Below are 16,360 nucleotides of genomic sequence, written 5' to 3' on the forward strand. Positions count from 1 at the left end.
GCCCGATGGCACAGCCCATCGTTCTGGCGGTCGATGCGATGAGCGGCGATCACGGTCTTTCGGTGACCGTGCCCGCCGCTTTGTCGTGTCTGGAGCGCCACAAAAAACTGCATATCGTGCTCGTGGGCGACCAGGTTCGCCTGCGCGCTTGCCTGCTCGATACGGCCTGGCAGGTCGGCAAGCGGCTCAGCATCCAGCATGCGAGCCAGGTCGTGGCGATGGACGAGCCGCCGTCCCGCGCGCTGCGACACAAGAAAGATTCGTCGATGCGCGTGGCGGTGGATCTGGTCAAGAGCGGCCAAGTCAATGCGGCGGTCTCGGCCGGCAATACCGGCGCGCTGATGGCCACCGCGCGCTTCGTGCTCAAGACGTTGCCGGGCATCGACAGGCCCGCCATCGTCTCCGCGCTGCCGGCGGTGCTGCATCCGGTGCACATGCTCGATCTCGGCGCCAATGCCGAATGCAACGCCGAACAGCTCGTGCAGTTCGCGGTCATGGGCTCGGCGCTGGTGACGGCGGTGAGAGGCATCGACAAGCCGCGCGTCGCGCTGCTCAACATCGGCGCCGAGGAGATCAAGGGCAACGACACCATCAAGGCCGCGGCGACGCGGCTGCAGGCTTCGGCGCTCAACTACGTCGGTTTCGTTGAAGGAGACGGCGTATTCCTGTCCGACGTCGATGTCGTGGTCTGCGACGGTTTCGTCGGCAACGTCGCGCTCAAGACCGGCGAGGGCATCGCCAAGCTCATCCGCCAGTTCATGCGCGAGGAGTTCGAGCGCAACGTCATCACGCGTGCGGGTGCGATGGCTTCGATGCCGGCGCTCAAGGCGCTGTCCAGGCGCATCGATCCACGCCGCTACAACGGTGCGAGCTTCGTCGGCCTGCAGGGCATCGTCATCAAGTCACACGGCGGAGCCGATGCGCTCGCCTTCGACAATGCGATCGAAATGGCGCTGCGCGAGGTCGAGAAGAACGTGCCGGCGCGCATCGCCAGGCTACTCGTCAGCGCGGGGCTCGATCAGCCGCTTTCGCCGGCCCGCTGAGGCAATTCGAACGCTCGCCCAGACGCGGCGAACGCTCTTGCGAGCTCACTTCACGAGCTGGTTCAAGTCGAAGATCGGCAGCAGAATCGCGAGCACGATCACGAGCACGATGGCGCCCATCGCGAGAATCAGCACCGGCTCGAAGATACCCATCACCGCGGCGACCAGGGTTTCGACTTCGCGCTCCTGGTTCTCCGCTGCGCGATCGAGCATTTCGTCGAGGCGGCCGGATGATTCGCCGCTCGCGATCAGGTGCACGGTGATCGGCGGGAACAGCTTGCTCTCCGACAGTGAGCGATACAGGCTCGCGCCTTCGCGCACCTTGCGGGCGGCGACTTCGATGGCGTCGCGCATCGGCAGATTGGTGACCACCTGCGTGCCGATGCGCATCGCCTCGAGTATTGGCACGCCGCTGCCGAACAGAATCCCGAGCGTGCGCGTGAAGCGGCCGGTGTTGGTCCCGCGCGTGAGCCGTCCGATCAGCGGCAGGCCGAGCTGGCGGCGATGCATCTTGCGCTTGAAGTTGTCGTTCTTCATGAGGCGGTTGAACACCAGGCCGCCGACGACGATCAGGGCGAGCAGGAACACGCCGTAGTTGCGCAAAAAATTGCTGACCGCGATAAGGCCTGTCGTCAGCGCCGGCAGGTCCGCCTTGATGTCCGCATAGACGCCGACCACCTGCGGAACGACGTAAGTCAGCAGCAGTACCACCACGCCGATCGCAACGAGCGTGAGGATCGCCGGATACACGGCCGCGAGCATGACCTTGTTGCGCATGACCTGGCGGCGCTCGACGTATTCGGCGAGCCGCTCGAGGATGTGATCGAGCTTGCCCGATTGCTCGCCGGCCTCGACGGTGGCGCGAAACAGCGGCGGAAACGCTTTCGGAAACTGATTGAGCGACAAGGCAAGCGTGCTGCCTTCGAGCACGCCGCTGCGCACACCGAGCGCGATGCGCTTCACGCGCTTGGATTCGCTCTGCTGCGACACCGCGGCGAGCGCTTCGTCGAGCGGCAGGCCCGAGCGCACGAGCGTCGCGAGCTGGCGCGTGAACAGCGACAGCTCGGTGCTGCTGATGCTGCCGCGCCGCGCCTGAAACGGCGAGGACTGCGCGATGCTGTTTTCGGCGACCTGCGCAACCGACATCGGCGTCAGCCCGCGATCGCGCAGCATCTGCCGCGCCTGGCGCGGACTGTCGCCCTCGATGAGTCCCTTTTCCTCGCGGCCTTTGGCGTTGAGTGCGCTGTATTCGTAGGCGGGCACTTGACCTACCGGGAGACGGGAGACGGGAGACGGGAGGCGGGACAAGCCGAGGCGGCGAAGTCGGAGAAACGGCGGCAGAGTACGAACACGCCGCGGTTACGTCTTCCGTCTCCCGTTCCCCGTCTCACGGCTACTCTTCCACCGTCACACGCAGCACTTCGCGCAGCGTGGTGTAACCCGCGATGACCTTGTTCCGGCCCGATTGCAGAATGCCCATGCTCATGGTGCGGGCGTAATCTTCGAGCTGCTGCTCGCTGGCGCCGTCGTGAATCATCGATTCGAGCTTGCGATCGACTTCGATGATCTCGTGAATGCCGCTGCGGCCCAAAAAGCCCATGTGCCGGCACTGCGGGCAGCCGACCGGCTTGTACAGCACCAGCGGCTGGGCGGGATCGAGGCCGAGCTGTTCCTTCTCACTCGTGCTCGCCTCGTAAGGCTGCTTGCAGTGCTTGCAGAGCGTGCGCACGAGGCGCTGGGCCATCAGGCCGACGAGCGAAGAACTGAGCTGGTACGGCTCCACCCCCATGTCGCGCAGACGCGTGACTGCGCCGACGGCGGTGTTGGTGTGCAGCGTCGACAGCACCAGGTGACCGGTCTGCGAAGCCTGCACCGCGATCTCGGCGGTTTCGAGGTCGCGGATTTCACCGATCATGACCACGTCCGGATCCTGACGCAGGATCGCGCGCAGGCCGCGCGCAAACGTCATTTCGACCTTGCTGTTGACCTGGGTCTGGCCGACGCCGTCGATGTAGTACTCGATCGGATCTTCGACGGTCATGATGTTGCGGCTGCGGTCGTTGAGCACCGACAGCGCGGAATACAGCGTCGTCGTCTTGCCCGAACCGGTCGGGCCGGTCACGAGCAGGATGCCGTAGGGGCGGAAGATGATGCGCCGGAGCATTTCGATCTGCTCGCCGGCGATGCCGATCTGCTCGAGGTCGAGCCGGTCGGCCTGCTTGTCGAGAATACGCATCACCACGCGCTCGGAATTCACGCCGGTGGGAATCGTCGACACACGCACGTCGACCTTGCGGCCGCCGAAGGCGCGGCTGATGCGGCCGTCCTGCGGCAGGCGCTTTTCGGCGATGTCGAGCTTGGCCATGACCTTGATGCGCGAGACCAGGCGCGGCGCCAGCGCACGCGGAGGCGACATGATCTCGCGCAGCACGCCGTCGACGCGGAAGCGCACGGTCAGGCGATTCTCGAAGGTCTCGACGTGGATGTCCGAGGCGTTCTCCTTGATCGCTTCGACGAGCAGGCCGTTGATGAACTTGATGACCGGCGCGTCGTCGCTCGATTCGAGCAGATCCTGGTTTTCCTGCAATGCGTGGGCGATGGCGTCGAGGTCGGCGTCTTCCTCGTCGTTGAGCCCCTGCATGAGGCTCGCGGTGGCCGCGGTCTGACCTTCGTAGGTGCGCGAGAGCAGGGCGTCGAACTCGGGCCCGGTGACGTTCTGCAGGCGCACCGGCCGGCCGACGAAGCGCCGCGTTTCCTGCAGCGCATCGAGCGTGGCGCCCGGGCGCGCGGCCACCAGCACGTGATCGACGCGGTCTTCGGTGACGATCAGGCCGTGGCGCTTGGCGAAAGCGAACGGCGGACGCCGCAACGGGGTTTCCATACGACGGACCGGCGCTTAAGGCTGCGTCGCCGGGATCGGATCGGCGGGCAGCGGCACCGGCAGCGCCGGCGCTGCGCCGGTCGGCGGGGTGGGGGCCGGCGGCGTTTCCTGGGCCGTCGGCGGCACGTAGGCGCCGTTGTTGGCGGACTGCGGGGCCGGGCCGGATGCCGGCTCGGGCGGACGCGGCTGATTGACCGTATCGAACGGCGACATGATCGGACGCTGGCCACCGATTAGCGGAATCGAGCCGGCGGAACCCATCAGCTGGGCCTCGCGCGAAATGTCGTACTTGCGGCGCGTGTAGTAATCGCCGTCGGCCTGCTTGTGCAGGATCGCCGGGCGGATGAAGACCATCAGGTTGCGCTTGGTGCGCGTGACCGAGCGGTACTTGAACAGCGAGCCGATCAGCGGAATGTCGCTGATGAACGGAACCCCCGAGCGCGAATCGTTGAGCGAATCGTCGATGAGGCCGCCGAGCACCAGGATCTGGCCGTCCTCGACCGTCACCGTGTTGTTGAGCGTGCGCTTGTTGGTCACGAGGTCGACGGCGGACGTCGCGGTGGAGGCGAGGCTCGAGATTTCGAGCTTGAGCTTGAGCTTGACCGCGCCACCGTCGTTGATCTGCGGGGTGATGCCGAGCTTCAGGCCGACGTCCTTGCGCTCCACGGTCTGGAACGGGTTGACCAGGCCGCTGCTGCTGGTGGTGCCGGTATTGCTGTACGAGCCGGTCAGGAACGGCACTTCCTGCCCCACCGAGAACTCGGCCTCCTCATTGTCGAGCGTCAGCAGCGAAGGCTGCGACAGCACGTTGGTGTTGCCGTCGCCCTTGAGCGCCCTGAGCAGCAGGGCGAAGCTGGTTCCGCCGCCGGTGGCGATCCTGCCGCCGCCGAGCGTCACGCCCTGGCCGACGACGCTGGCGATCGCTTCGGCCGTGCTGCTGGCCTGGGCCGCGCCGGCGATGGCGCTGAGCGAATTGGGATTCAGGATGCCCGCGGCCGCGATCTTGTCGCCGTTGTAGACGGCCCAGTCGACGCCGAGCTGGCTGGACTTGTCGGCCGAGACTTCGGCCACGATGCCATCGACGAGCACCTGGCGACGGCGGATGTCGAGCTGGGCGACGACATCGCGCACCATCCGCATCGCCTTGGGCGGGGCGGTGATGATCAATGCGTTGGTGTCCTTGTCGGCCAGCACCTTGACGCCGCTCGCATTGGCGCCCGCGCTGGCCGCGGTCGGAGCCGCCGCGCCGCCCTGGGCGCCATTGCGATCGCCCTGCGTCGCCTGCTGGGCATAGCCTTCGAGAATCGGCGCGAGATTTTCGGCGCTGGCGTAGCGCAGGTAGACGACCTGCGTCGCCCCGTCTTCGCCGATCTGGATGTCGAGCCGGCGGATGATGTCGAGCATCTTCTGGCGATCGGCCTTGTCGCCGCCGACGAGCACGCTGTTGGAGCGCTCGTCCGCGAGCACCACGGCCGGCTGGACGCTCGCGTCGGCCGCATTCTTGCTGCCCTGGGTCAGCGCGGTCAGCGTGCGGACCACTTCGGCCGCGCCCGCATACTTGAGCTGCACCATCTCGATCTCGCGATCGCTCGAGGTGTCGATCTGGCGGATCAGCTTCTCGAGGCGCACGACGTTGGCCGCGCGATCCGAGATGATCAGCATGTTCGACGGTGCATAGGCGGCCAGGTGGCCCCACTGCGGGACCAGCGGGCGCAGGATCGGCACGAGCTGGGCGGCCGAGACGTTCTGGATGTTGTAGACGTGGGTGACGACCTCGTCGATCGGCAGGCCGACGCCGCCCGAGTTCAGCCCGCCGCCGTCCCAGCGTGCGTTGGTTTCAGGGACGATCTTGATCGCCTCGCCGGCCGGAATCGCGGCGAAGCCCTGCACCTGCAGCACAGCCAGAAAGGTTTCATAAACACCTGCCGAGTCCATCGGGCTCGACGACACCACCGTGACCTTGCCCTTCACGCGCGGGTCGACGATGAAGTTCTTGCCCGTCACCTCGCTGACCGTCGCGATCAGCGTGCTGATGTCGGCGTCCTTGAGATTGAGGGTGACTTGCGCCCAGGCGGGCAGGGAAACGGCCAAGGCAAGCAAACCAAGGGCGGCGCGCCGGGCGAATGAGGAAGGCGTCATGTGATCGTCGGCGAAACCCGAGAACGGAGCTAAATAGATGATGAATGAGACAAGCTGAAGACTTGTACCGCTTTTTTGCCGCCTAGTGAAAGTTGACCACCACGTTCTGCTGCACGCCGCCGCGCTCGATGGTCAAGCTCAGGGTCGGCGAGTGGCTCACGTCGGCCAGCATCTGTAGTGCCTGTGCGGGATCGCTGAGCGGCGTACCGTTGAGCGAGGTTACGATATCGCCCGGGCGCAATCCGGCGTTGTTGAACAGGCTGCGGTCACGGCCCGGATAGATGCGATAACCGCGCTGTTCACCGTTGACGTTGGCCGGTTGTACGCGGATGTAGTCGGCAGCCTTGCTCGGATCCTGGAGCAGCTGCTCGCGGACCTTGGCAAGCATTTCGGTGGTCTCGTCGCTGACCGTCGAGGGGGGCGACGACGCCGGTGCCGCGTTCGCCTGAAGCGAGCTCGGAGCTTTTTCCTTGTCCAGCCGCAGGGTTTCGAGCTGGCCGTCGCGGGAGAGGATGACGCGGTCCGGGAAGATGGCTTGCAGCTTGACTCCCCCGGGCACCTTGTCGCCGACCGAGTACGGTTTTTCGTCTCCGCCGCCGTCGGCGATCAGGGCGCGGGAGCCTTTGTCCTGATCGGCCGCCAGAATGCCGAGCAGCGTCAGGTTCAGGCGGGTGTCCGGGGCCTTGTCCATGCGATCCAGGCTGGCATCTGCCGGGGCTTGGTAGTCGCCGAACAGATGGGCGCTGGCGATCAGCTGGGCATCCGGTCCTTTGGGGGCCGATGCCGCGGTTCCGCTCGCCGCCACCGGCGCGGGTTTCCATTGCGCCGATTCCGGGACCGGCACCCAGAGCCAGACGAATTGCGCCGCCAGCTTCGCGATTGTCGCGGTCAGTACGAGCAGGCCAGCCGTACGCAGCCAGTGGCCGTGCTTCTCGTAGGCACGGACAGCCGAGCCCTGAACGGATTCTGAAATGACGAGCATGGACCATCATAACCCGCTGATTGCTACAGATCACACCATGTTTCGAGAGGGTGGCCAGTGTCTGTAAACAACCGATACAAATGAGCGACGCCCCACCTTGCGTGCCGAATCGGGGGCACTCCGAGCGATTGCCCGCAGGTTGTTCCTCGGTGATCGGAACGGTGAACGGATCGCCAGTTTCTGCTGTCACAAACAGCTTAGGAAAAAGCGAAAAGGACTGGGTTCAGCACGATCGAGGGGTACTTGAATGCACCGCCGACGTATCCATTAATCGATCAGATGACCACGACCGCACGCCGCTGTAGAGCCCCCAGACTGTCCGCCCTGACGGCCCTCGTTTTTTGCAGGGGCAGCGCTACACTAGGATCATGAGCAGCAACACCAAGCGAGACGAAATTCGCGACCTCGTCGTCGAGGAATCCAAGCCGCGTCTGCAGCAGCCGCCCATGTACAAAGTGATCGTCGTCAATGATGACTTCACGCCGATGGAATTCGTGGTCCAGGTTTTGCAGCAGTTTTTTCATCATTCCCGGGAGACGGCGGTGCAGATCATGCTCCACGTTCATACCAAAGGTCGCGGTGTCGCCGGCGTATTTCCGGTCGAGATCGCGGAAACCAAAACGGCGCAGGTCAACGCCTACGCACGCAAGCATCAACACCCGCTGCTCACCGTCATGGAGAAGGCTTAATGCTCAGCGATGAACTCCAAAAAGCGTTGGATGCCGCCTTTCTCGCAGCGCGTGGCGAAGGCCACGAGTTGCTGACGGTCGAACATCTGCTGCTGGCCTTGCTGTCGGACACCAATGTTTCCGAAGTGCTGACCGGCGGTGGCGCGGACCTCGAAAAGCTCGAACAGGCGCTGCGCGACTACATTCGCCAGAACATCCACTCGAACCGCGATTCGATCGAACAGGTCGAGGTTCAGCCCACGCTGTCGTTCCAGCGCGTCCTGCAGCGTGCCATCTATCACGTACAGGCGGCGGGCAAGAAGCAGGTCACCACGCTCAACGTGCTGGTCGCGCTGTTCGCCGAAAAGGACACCCACGCGGTCTATCTGCTCAACGAGCAGGGCGTCACGCGCCTGGACGTCGTCAACTTCATCTCGCATGGCATCAGCAAGAACGGCAGCAGTCCCGCGCAGCCGCCGTCCGCGCCGGAATCGTCGCAGGATGGCGAGGACAAGGAAGACGGCAAGGCCAACGGAAAGACTGCGCTCGAGCAGTTCGCGGTCAACCTCAACGAGCGCGCCGCGCGTGGCCAGATCGATCCCTTGATCGGCCGCGAGCATGAGATCGAGCGCGTCATGCAGACGCTCTGCCGTCGGCGCAAGAACAACCCGCTGCTCGTCGGCGAAGCCGGCGTCGGCAAGACCGCGATCGCCGAGGGGCTGGCTTGGCTCGTGGTCGAAGACCGCGTGCCCGATCTGCTCAAGGGCAGCATCGTCTACAGCCTCGATCTCGGTAGCCTGATCGCCGGCACGAAGTACCGCGGCGACTTCGAAAAGCGTTTCAAGAGCGTGATGCAGGAGCTCACCACGCAGCCCGGTGCGATCGTGTTCATCGACGAGATCCACATGATCATCGGGGCCGGTGCGGCGAGTGGCGGCGTGATGGATGCTTCGAACCTGCTCAAGCCGCTGCTGTCGTCGGGCGAGCTGCGCTGCATCGGTTCGACCACGTACCAGGAATATCGCGGCATCTTCGAGAAGGATCGTGCGCTCGCGCGCCGCTTCCAGAAGATCGACGTGTCCGAGCCCACGGTCGACGACACCGTGAAGATTCTCGAAGGGCTCAAGCTGCGTTTCGAGGAGCATCACCAGGTGCAGTTCACACGCGGAGCGCTGCGCTCGGCCGTCGAACTGTCGGCGCGTCACATCACCGACCGTCATCTGCCTGACAAGGCCATCGACGTCATCGACGAGGCCGCCGCGCGCCTGCGCCTGCTGCCAGAGTCGAAGCGCCGCAAGACCGTGCAGGTCCGCGACATCGAAGAAACCATCGCCAAGATCGCGCGCATTCCTCCGAAGAGCGTGTCGTCGAACGATCGCGACAAGCTCGCCTCGCTCGAGCGCGATCTCAAGCTCACGATCTACGGCCAGGATGTGGCGATCGAGCAGCTGTCTTCGAGCATCAAGCTGTCGCGCTCAGGCCTGGGCAATCCGGACAAGCCCATCGGCAACTTCCTGCTCGCGGGTCCGACCGGCGTCGGCAAGACCGAAGTTACCAAGCAGCTCGCCTCGCTGCTCGGCATCGAGCTGATTCGCTTTGACATGTCCGAATACATGGAACGCCACACGGTCAGCCGCCTGATCGGTGCTCCCCCTGGCTATGTCGGTTTCGACCAGGGCGGCCTGCTGACCGAGGCCGTGATCAAGCATCCGCACGCGGTCGTGCTGCTCGACGAAATCGAGAAGGCGCATCCGGACGTGTTCAACCTGCTGTTGCAGGTCATGGACCACGGCAAGCTGACCGACAACAACGGTCGCCAGGCGGATTTCCGCAACGTGATTCTGATTCTCACGACCAATGCGGGCGCGGAAGAGTCCTCACGCCGTTCGATCGGCCTCGTGGAGCACAACCACACGATCGACGCCATGGAAGTGATCCGCAAGATGTTCACGCCGGAGTTCCGCAACCGTCTCGACGCGATCATTCCGTTCGCCCCCTTGGGGCCGGCCGAGATCTCGCGCGTGGTCGACAAGTTCCTCGTGCAGCTCGAAGAACAGCTCGCGAGTAAAGGCGTGCAGCTCGATGTCGACGACGACGCGCGTGCCTGGCTTGCCACGCGCGGCTACGATCCAAAGATGGGCGCTCGCCCGATGGCGCGTACGATCCAGGACAGCCTCAAGCGTCCGCTCGCCGAAGAGCTGCTGTTCGGCAAGCTCGCGCAGGGTGGCCGGGTGCATGTCGGCGTCAAGAACGACAAGATCGACTTCGAGATCGAGGCGCGCGAGAAGGCACCACAGCTCGAGCCGGTCTGAGCTATGTGACCAAGGCGAAAGCAACAAAAAAGCCCGCTAGGCGGGCTTTTTTGTTGTCCTGAGATTCACTGGCTTTTTAATCGTTTGATCTTGAGTCGATGCGCCCGAACCATCGGTGAACGGCCGGCCGATCCCTCGATCGTTATTTGTCGCGGAAGGTGATGCGTCCCTTCGTGAGGTCGTACGGCGTCAGCTGTACCGTGACCTTGTCGCCGGTCAGGATGCGGATGTAATTCTTCCGCATGCGACCTGAAATGTGAGCCGTCACCACATGACCGTTGTCGAGTTTGACGCGGAAAGTGGTATTGGGCAGGGTCTCGGCGACCGTGCCGGGCATCTCGATATGATCTTCTTTCGCCATTACCTGTTGAGCTGGGAGCTACAAATGTAGCCCGGCATTATCCGCGTTTACAGCCATTACAGCAACCGGATGTCAAGGGCTCCACGCGCGGCTCAGGTTTCGAGCGCCTGCCAGCCGCGACTGGACAGGATTTCGAGCGGTTTGAAGTTGCGCTTGTACTCCATCTTGCGGCTGCCCGGTACCCAGTAACCGAGATAGACATGATCCATTTGGGTCTGCTTGGCGTGCAAGACCTGGCGCAGCACGGCATAGGTGCCGAGGCTGCGATCGACCATGTCCGGATCGAAGAAGGTGTAAACCGCCGATAGCGCGAGTGGCGTGCGATCGACGACGGCGCAGCAGACTAGCCGGCCGTCCTGGCGGAACTCCCAGAACTCGGCCGTGCCCCAACCGCAGTCGAGAAAATTGTGAAAGCCCGGCTTGTCCTCGGGGTTCATGCCGCCACCGGCATGACGGCCGCGCAAATAGCGCTGATAGAGCTCGAATTGCTCGTCGGTCAGCTCCTGGCGAATGTTCAACTGCAGGTCCGCGTTGTTCTGAAAGCAACGACGCTGCGACCGATTCGGCATGAAGATGGCCGCTGGAATGCGTGCCGGAATGCAGGCTGCGCAGCCATTGCAGCGCGGACGGTAGACATGATCGCCGCCGCGGCGGAAGCCCTGCTGCAGCAACATTTCGTAACGTTGCGGGTTCAAGGCGAAGTCGGGATCGACGAACAGGCTGCGCGCGGTTCGCTGTGGCAGATAGCCGCAGGGGTGCTCCGTGCTCAGATACAACCGAATTCGTTCCATGGTGCCGCGTACTGTCTCGTGATGCTCGGTTTCCAACTGGAGTTTAGATTGCCAGATGCTCGCGCCCGGCGGGCGCTGGCAGGTCGAACCGCCAACGGCCGGTACGGCCGGGCAGATTCACGGCGGGGCGCAGCAGGTTCAGGAAACGCTCTCGGGAAACATCGACGGCGCCGAGTGTCTTGAGATGCTCGGAGGCAACCTGGCAATCCACGAGCCGGAAGTCCCAGGCCCGCAATTGCTCGCAGAGCCAGAACAGCGCGATCTTCGACGTATCGTTGGCTCGCGAAAACATCGATTCACCGAAGAATGCGCGCCCGAGAGCCACCCCGTAAAGACCGCCGACGAGCTCACCGCCACGCCAGACCTCCACGCTGTGTGCATAGCCGCGCCTATGCAGTTCCTCATAGGCCAAGCGCATATCGGGTCCGAGCCAGGTTCCGCGGCTGTGACGGCGCGTTCCGGCGCAGGCCGCCAGTACGCTCGTATAAGCCGTGTCGAGCGTGACGGCGTAGTCGTCGCGCCGAATGCTTTTGCGCAGCGAGCGGGAGACGTTCATCGCATCGGGCAGCAGCACCGCGCGAGGGTCCGGGCTCCACCACAGAATCGGCTCGTCGGGGTTGTACCAGGGGAAAATCCCCTGCGAGTAGGCGCGGATCAGCCGTGTCATCGACAGATCGCCACCGATGGCGAGCAGTCCGTTGGGATCGCGCATCGCCAGATGCGGCGACGGAAATGGCTGATGCGGGTCGCGCGGGTCCAACCAGTGCAAGCGGATCGGATTGTCCATGAAACTCCCCGGCGCGGAGCTCAAAGTGGGGTGAGCTGACGGTAAGGGCTATGTTGCATCAGTTCCCGCCGCCGGGCTTCCACGAGCTGACGTTCGCGCATCAGAAAGTCCTCAACGGCACTATGAAGGCGCGGATTGCGGAGCAGGTGGAAGGATCGCGTGACCACTGGTGTGAATCCGCGCGCGAGCTTGTGTTCGCCCTGCGTGCCGGCGTCGTAGCGCTGCAGGCCCTGGCGCAAGCAGAGCTCGATTCCCTGGTAGTAGCAGCACTCGAAATGCAGGCTGTGATAGTGATCGGCCGCACCCCAGTGACGTCCGTAAAGGGTATCGCCGGACTGCAGGGTCAGGGCGGCGGCGACGAGGCGGGGGCCTTCGTAGGCCAGGATTACGCGCATCGGCGTGCCCGCCGTGCCGCCGTAATCGAGCAGGAATTCAGGGGTCAGGTAGGGCGCCTGGCCGCGTTCTTCGTAGGTGTTCGCATAGAGCGCGTAAACGCTCATCCACTCGGACTCGCTGAGCGCATCGCCGGGACGGCATTCGAAGTGAATGCCGGCTTCGGCCACCCGGCGGCGTTCGCGCAGAATCTTCTTGCGCTTGTCGCCGGCGAGTCTCGAAACGAAGCCGGCGAAGTCGGTATCGCCCTGATTAAACCACTGAAACTGCAAATCGGTGCGTTGCAGCCAGCCTGAATCGGCGAAGGCGCTCGCGTCGGTATCGGCAGCGAACAAACCGTGGACCGAGGACACCCCAAGCTCATTGAGTTGTTGCTTGAGCGTATCGACGAGCACCGTCCTGACCGCAGCTGAAACGGCGCCGATGCGTGGGCCGACCGAGGGCGTGAACGGAATCGCATTGAGCAGCTTGGGGTAGTAAGGCTCACCAAGCCGGCGACTGGCGTCGGCCCAGCCGAAGTCGAAGACGAACTCGCCGTAGGAGTGCGCTTTGAGATAGAGCGGAACCGCTCCGACGAGCTGCCCCGTGTCATCCGTCGCGATCAGATGAAAGGGGCGCCAACCGGTCTCCGAGCCCACACAGCCGTAACGCTCAAGCGCGGCGAGGTAAGCGTATCGGACGAACGGAGAATAGCCTTCGAACAACGTGTCCCAGTCGTCGGCGGCGAGTGAAGACAGGGAATCGATGAAAGAAAGCCGCAGGCCGGCAACGGACGTACTCGCATCTTTCAGCAAGTCTCCGCCATCGTCTCGCGGCCTTGCTCCGGCGGGGGCAGTGGTCAGTGGAAAGTCGGGCCGACTTGCGGCCGATCACGTAGCACCCATTGCACGACAGCGTCGTGTTCGAAGCCGCTGATCTGCTCCTCGGGCTTCGCAGGGCCGGCTTCCAGCAGCCGGCCTTCGGCGTCGAAGCGAATGCTCGCCCCCGCGCTCTGGATGCGGATCTCGGTCTCGGTTTCCGCTTCGTCATCAAGCGTGAGCTGCAGATAGCGCACACAGGCGTCGGCGAATTCCGGCATCGGGCTCGCACCGCCTGCGACACGAGCGGCCAGCTCGGCAGAGAATTCACGAATCCGGCCATCGCCGGTCAGAACGAAGTGCCGCACATGGCTCGTCATGTCCGCCCTCCTGTTGAGAAATTCGATCCAGTAATGATCGCGTATGGATGGTCGCGCTGGCGACCTGTCTCCTATCTGAAGGTTGTGCAGTCCTTTTCAAGCCCGTTATCCGGTGCCTCCAGCCCTTCTGCGGCCCGCCATTGCAACCCGGTGCAGCCCGGATGAGCGGCGGAACTCGCTTGCTATACTCAACCCGTGCTCCACTCTTCTCTTACCGCGATCCGCCAGCCCGTTTTCGCGGAACGACGGATCGATGCTTCAAGTGCTCAAAAGCAAATCCCAGGCCACTGACCAGTACGCTGAAGCCGGCTGGCTGGAACGCCTGCCGCGCGAGGCCGCTCTGCTGGTCTGCGTCGGACTGACGCTGTTTCTGCTCGCCGCGCTGATCAGCTATCACGCCGATGATGCGGGCTGGTCATCGTCGGGCACCGGGGAGCCGGCGCGCAATCTGATCGGCGGCGTCGGCGCCTGGATCGCCGATGTCTTGCTGAGCCTGGTCGGTTACGTGGCGTTCTTCCTGCCGTGGGCGGTATTCGTGCTCGGCATTCGCATTTATCGCGGTGAGACCGATGCTCCGGCGATGCCCTGGCCGGTACGCGCCTTCGCCTGGCTCGCGCTGCTGCCGAGCTTCGCCGCCATCTGCTCCATGCACATCGGCGTGTTCGGGTCGTTTCCGCCGCAAGGAGCTGGCGGCATTGTCGGCCACGCGCTGAGCGGCTGGCTGGTCGGCTTGCTGAACACGGTCGGCGCGAGCCTGTTGCTGCTGACCGCCACGCTCGCGACCTTGCCGCTTGCACTGATGTTTTCGTGGGTTCGCGTGCTCGATGCCGTCGGCGCGATGGCGATGCGCCTGTGGACCTCGTCGCGCGGTCGCTTCGAACAGGGCGGCGGTGGCATCGAGGACACAGACGAAGCGGAGGACGAGCAGCCGACCATCGAGGCGCTGACGCCGCAAGCCGAAACCTCCTGGCTGCGCCGTCGCAAGATTCCCTTGCTCGATCGCTCGTCCGACATCATCGCCGAAGACAACCAGCTCGATCTTCCGGGCGTGGAAGGCGATGTCGAGCCGGCGCCGGTCGCTCCGCGTCGCCGCGAACCGCGGGTCAGCGCCAGTCCGCTGCTCAGCGAATACGGAGTCGAGCCGGCTGTCGAGCCGGGCCTCGGCTTGTCCGTCCCGCCGCCGGCGATGCTCGCCGAACTCGATTCGCCGGCCGAAGCGCCAAGGCCGCCGAAACCGACGCGCAAGCCTGCGAAAATGGAAGCGCCGGTGGTTCCGCCGTTCGACGGCGACCCGATTCCGCCGCTGACGCTGCTCGATCCGCCCAAGCCTTCGGGCAAGCGCTACACGCCCGAAGAACTTGACCGTCTGTCGCGTGACGTCGAGAAGCATCTGGCCGATTTCGGCATCAAGGTGCAGGCCGTCAACGCGATGCAGGGGCCGGTGATCACGCGCTTCGAGCTACAGCCGGCGCCGGGCGTGAAGGGTGCGCAAATCACCAATCTGTCGAACGATCTCGCGCGCTCGCTTTCGGTGTCGCGCGTGCGCGTGATCGAGGTCATCGAAGGCAAGCCCTTCGTCGGCCTCGAGATTCCGAACCAGAAGCGCGAGATGGTGTATCTGCGCGAAATTCTCGATTCGAGCAGCTACAACAATTCGACCTCGCCGCTGACGATGGCGCTCGGCAAGGACATCGCGGGCAACCCGATGTCGGTCGACATGGCGAAGATGCCGCACTTGCTCGTCGCCGGCACCACGGGCGCGGGCAAATCGGTCGCGATCAACGTGATGATCCTGTCGATGCTCTACAAGGCCACGCCCGAGCAGGTGCGCTTCATCTTCGTCGATCCGAAGATGCTCGAGCTCTCGGTCTACGCCGACATTCCGCACCTGCTGACGCCGGTGGTTACCGACATGAAGGACGCGGCCAACGCGCTGCGCTGGTCGGTGGCCGAAATGGAGCGTCGCTACCGGCTCATGACCGCGATGGGCGTGCGCAACCTCGCGGGTCTCAATCGCAAGGTCGAAGAGGCCGAAGCGGCCGGCGAGCCGATTCCAGACCCCACCAAGGCCACGCCCGAGCTGTTCGACGAAGTCGGTGGCGAGCCGGTGTACCTCAAGACGCTGCCGCACATCGTCATCGTCATCGACGAGCTCGCCGACATGATGATGGTGGTCGGCAAGAAGGTCGAAGAGCTGATCGCGCGCATCGCGCAGAAGGCGCGTGCGGCCGGCATTCACTTGATCGTGGCGACGCAGCGGCCGAGCGTCGACGTCATCACCGGCCTGATCAAGGCCAACATTCCGTCGCGCGTCGCGTTTCAGGTGGCTTCGCGCATCGACAGCCGCACGATTCTCGACACGCAGGGCGCCGAAACCCTGCTCGGTCACGGCGACATGCTGTACCGGCCGATCGGCGCTTCGAACGTGGCGCGCGTGCACGGCGCCTTCGTCGACGATCACGAAGTGCACAAGGTCGTCGCCTATCTCAAGCAGACCGGCGAGCCGAACTACATCGAAGACATTCTCGCCGACGAAGTCGTCGAGAAGCCGGTCAGCGACGGCGGCGACGATGTCGAGACCGACCCGCTCTACGACCAGGCCGTCGCGCTGGTGATCGAGACGCGCAAGGCCAGCGTCTCGTGGGTGCAGCGCCGGCTCAAGATCGGCTACAACCGGGCGGCACGCATGGTCGAGCAGATGGAGGCGTCCGGGCTCGTCGGGCCGAGTGGCCCAGGCGGCAATCGCGAAATTCTCGCGCCCGGTGGGCGGGATTAAATGCTGGCGCGGCGGTCTGAAGCTACGGTTTCCCAACTTTTGCGATCTTC

The 16,360-nt window shown here is 64.2% G+C and carries 13 protein-coding genes; 4 read left to right on the top strand and 9 right to left on the bottom strand.

The features are described 5' to 3' along the window. Positions 1-5: 5 nt before the first annotated feature. Complete coding sequence (gene plsX, locus WQQ_RS15185; RefSeq protein WP_007186104.1) at positions 6-1,043, top strand: phosphate acyltransferase PlsX; 1,038 nt, start codon at positions 6-8, stop codon at positions 1,041-1,043. Positions 1,044-1,088: 45 nt separating this feature from the next. Here plsX and gspF read toward each other — a convergent pair whose 3' ends face one another. The 4 genes from gspF to gspC all read right to left on the bottom strand — a co-directional run bounded on the left by gspF (position 1,089) and on the right by gspC (position 7,045). Beyond that, positions 1,089-2,306, bottom strand: coding sequence for a type II secretion system inner membrane protein GspF (gene gspF, locus WQQ_RS15190; RefSeq protein WP_007186105.1), 1,218 nt, complete (start codon positions 2,304-2,306; stop codon positions 1,089-1,091). A gap of 130 nt (positions 2,307-2,436) precedes the next feature. Beyond that, entirely contained in the window at positions 2,437-3,924 is a 1,488-nt protein-coding gene (gspE, locus tag WQQ_RS15195; protein WP_007186106.1) for a type II secretion system ATPase GspE, read from the bottom strand. A 15-nt stretch (positions 3,925-3,939) separates the two neighbouring features. Continuing rightward, complete coding sequence (gspD, locus tag WQQ_RS15200; RefSeq protein WP_007186107.1) at positions 3,940-6,063, bottom strand: type II secretion system secretin GspD; 2,124 nt, start codon at positions 6,061-6,063, stop codon at positions 3,940-3,942. Positions 6,064-6,145: 82 nt separating this feature from the next. Continuing rightward, positions 6,146-7,045, bottom strand: coding sequence for a type II secretion system protein GspC (gene gspC / locus WQQ_RS15205; protein ID WP_007186108.1), 900 nt, complete (start codon positions 7,043-7,045; stop codon positions 6,146-6,148). Between the two features lie 368 nt (positions 7,046-7,413). On the opposite strand from gspC, the gene clpS reads away from it, so the two are divergent. Both clpS and clpA read left to right on the top strand, forming a co-directional pair. Then, positions 7,414-7,734 (top strand): ATP-dependent Clp protease adapter ClpS, encoded by a 321-nt coding sequence (gene clpS, locus WQQ_RS15210; protein ID WP_007186109.1) that lies wholly within the window; start codon positions 7,414-7,416, stop codon positions 7,732-7,734. Then, positions 7,734-10,025 carry an ATP-dependent Clp protease ATP-binding subunit ClpA gene (clpA, locus tag WQQ_RS15215; protein ID WP_007186110.1) on the top strand — a complete coding sequence of 764 codons (2,292 nt, stop codon included), beginning with the start codon at positions 7,734-7,736 and terminating at the stop codon, positions 10,023-10,025. Before clpS ends, clpA begins: the two co-directional genes overlap by 1 nt. A 142-nt stretch (positions 10,026-10,167) precedes the next feature. Here clpA and infA read toward each other — a convergent pair whose 3' ends face one another. From infA to WQQ_RS15240, 5 genes are all read right to left on the bottom strand, one after another. Further along, the gene (infA, locus tag WQQ_RS15220) at positions 10,168-10,386 is read right to left on the bottom strand and encodes a translation initiation factor IF-1 (RefSeq protein WP_007186111.1); all 219 of its coding nucleotides are present in this window, start codon (positions 10,384-10,386) and stop codon (positions 10,168-10,170) included. 92 nt (positions 10,387-10,478) lie between these two features. Then, on the bottom strand, positions 10,479-11,177 hold the full coding sequence (locus WQQ_RS15225) for an arginyltransferase (RefSeq protein ID WP_040454207.1): 699 nt from the start codon (positions 11,175-11,177) through the stop codon (positions 10,479-10,481). 43 nt (positions 11,178-11,220) lie between these two features. Further along, positions 11,221-11,964 (bottom strand): leucyl/phenylalanyl-tRNA--protein transferase, encoded by a 744-nt coding sequence (gene aat / locus WQQ_RS15230; protein WP_007186113.1) that lies wholly within the window; start codon positions 11,962-11,964, stop codon positions 11,221-11,223. Positions 11,965-11,984: 20 nt separating this feature from the next. Beyond that, a complete protein-coding gene (locus tag WQQ_RS15235; RefSeq protein WP_007186114.1) occupies positions 11,985-13,151 on the bottom strand; it encodes a GNAT family N-acetyltransferase in 1,167 nt (388 codons plus the stop codon). 44 nt (positions 13,152-13,195) lie between these two features. Further along, positions 13,196-13,534 carry a hypothetical protein gene (locus WQQ_RS15240; RefSeq protein ID WP_007186115.1) on the bottom strand — a complete coding sequence of 113 codons (339 nt, stop codon included), beginning with the start codon at positions 13,532-13,534 and terminating at the stop codon, positions 13,196-13,198. Between the two features lie 253 nt (positions 13,535-13,787). Here WQQ_RS15240 and WQQ_RS25115 point away from each other — a divergent pair, with 253 nt between their 5' ends. Continuing rightward, positions 13,788-16,310, top strand: coding sequence for a DNA translocase FtsK (locus tag WQQ_RS25115; protein ID WP_007186116.1), 2,523 nt, complete (start codon positions 13,788-13,790; stop codon positions 16,308-16,310). Positions 16,311-16,360 lie beyond the last annotated feature (50 nt).

It is taken from the genome of Hydrocarboniphaga effusa AP103 (assembly GCF_000271305.1).
Lineage (GTDB): Bacteria > Pseudomonadota > Gammaproteobacteria > Nevskiales > Nevskiaceae > Hydrocarboniphaga > Hydrocarboniphaga effusa.

Coding starts and splice junctions, on each gene's coding strand:
- clpS (WP_007186109.1), top strand. CDS start 7,414: ATGAGCAGCAACACCAAGCGAGACGAAATTCGCGACCTCGTCGTCGAG.
- plsX (WP_007186104.1), top strand. CDS start 6: ATGGCACAGCCCATCGTTCTGGCGGTCGATGCGATGAGCGGCGATCAC.
- infA (WP_007186111.1), bottom strand. CDS start 10,386: ATGGCGAAAGAAGATCATATCGAGATGCCCGGCACGGTCGCCGAGACC.
- gspC (WP_007186108.1), bottom strand. CDS start 7,045: ATGCTCGTCATTTCAGAATCCGTTCAGGGCTCGGCTGTCCGTGCCTAC.
- gspE (WP_007186106.1), bottom strand. CDS start 3,924: ATGGAAACCCCGTTGCGGCGTCCGCCGTTCGCTTTCGCCAAGCGCCAC.
- WQQ_RS25115 (WP_007186116.1), top strand. CDS start 13,788: ATGCTTCAAGTGCTCAAAAGCAAATCCCAGGCCACTGACCAGTACGCT.
- WQQ_RS15225 (WP_040454207.1), bottom strand. CDS start 11,177: ATGGAACGAATTCGGTTGTATCTGAGCACGGAGCACCCCTGCGGCTAT.
- clpA (WP_007186110.1), top strand. CDS start 7,734: ATGCTCAGCGATGAACTCCAAAAAGCGTTGGATGCCGCCTTTCTCGCA.
- gspD (WP_007186107.1), bottom strand. CDS start 6,063: ATGACGCCTTCCTCATTCGCCCGGCGCGCCGCCCTTGGTTTGCTTGCC.
- WQQ_RS15240 (WP_007186115.1), bottom strand. CDS start 13,534: ATGACGAGCCATGTGCGGCACTTCGTTCTGACCGGCGATGGCCGGATT.
- aat (WP_007186113.1), bottom strand. CDS start 11,964: ATGGACAATCCGATCCGCTTGCACTGGTTGGACCCGCGCGACCCGCAT.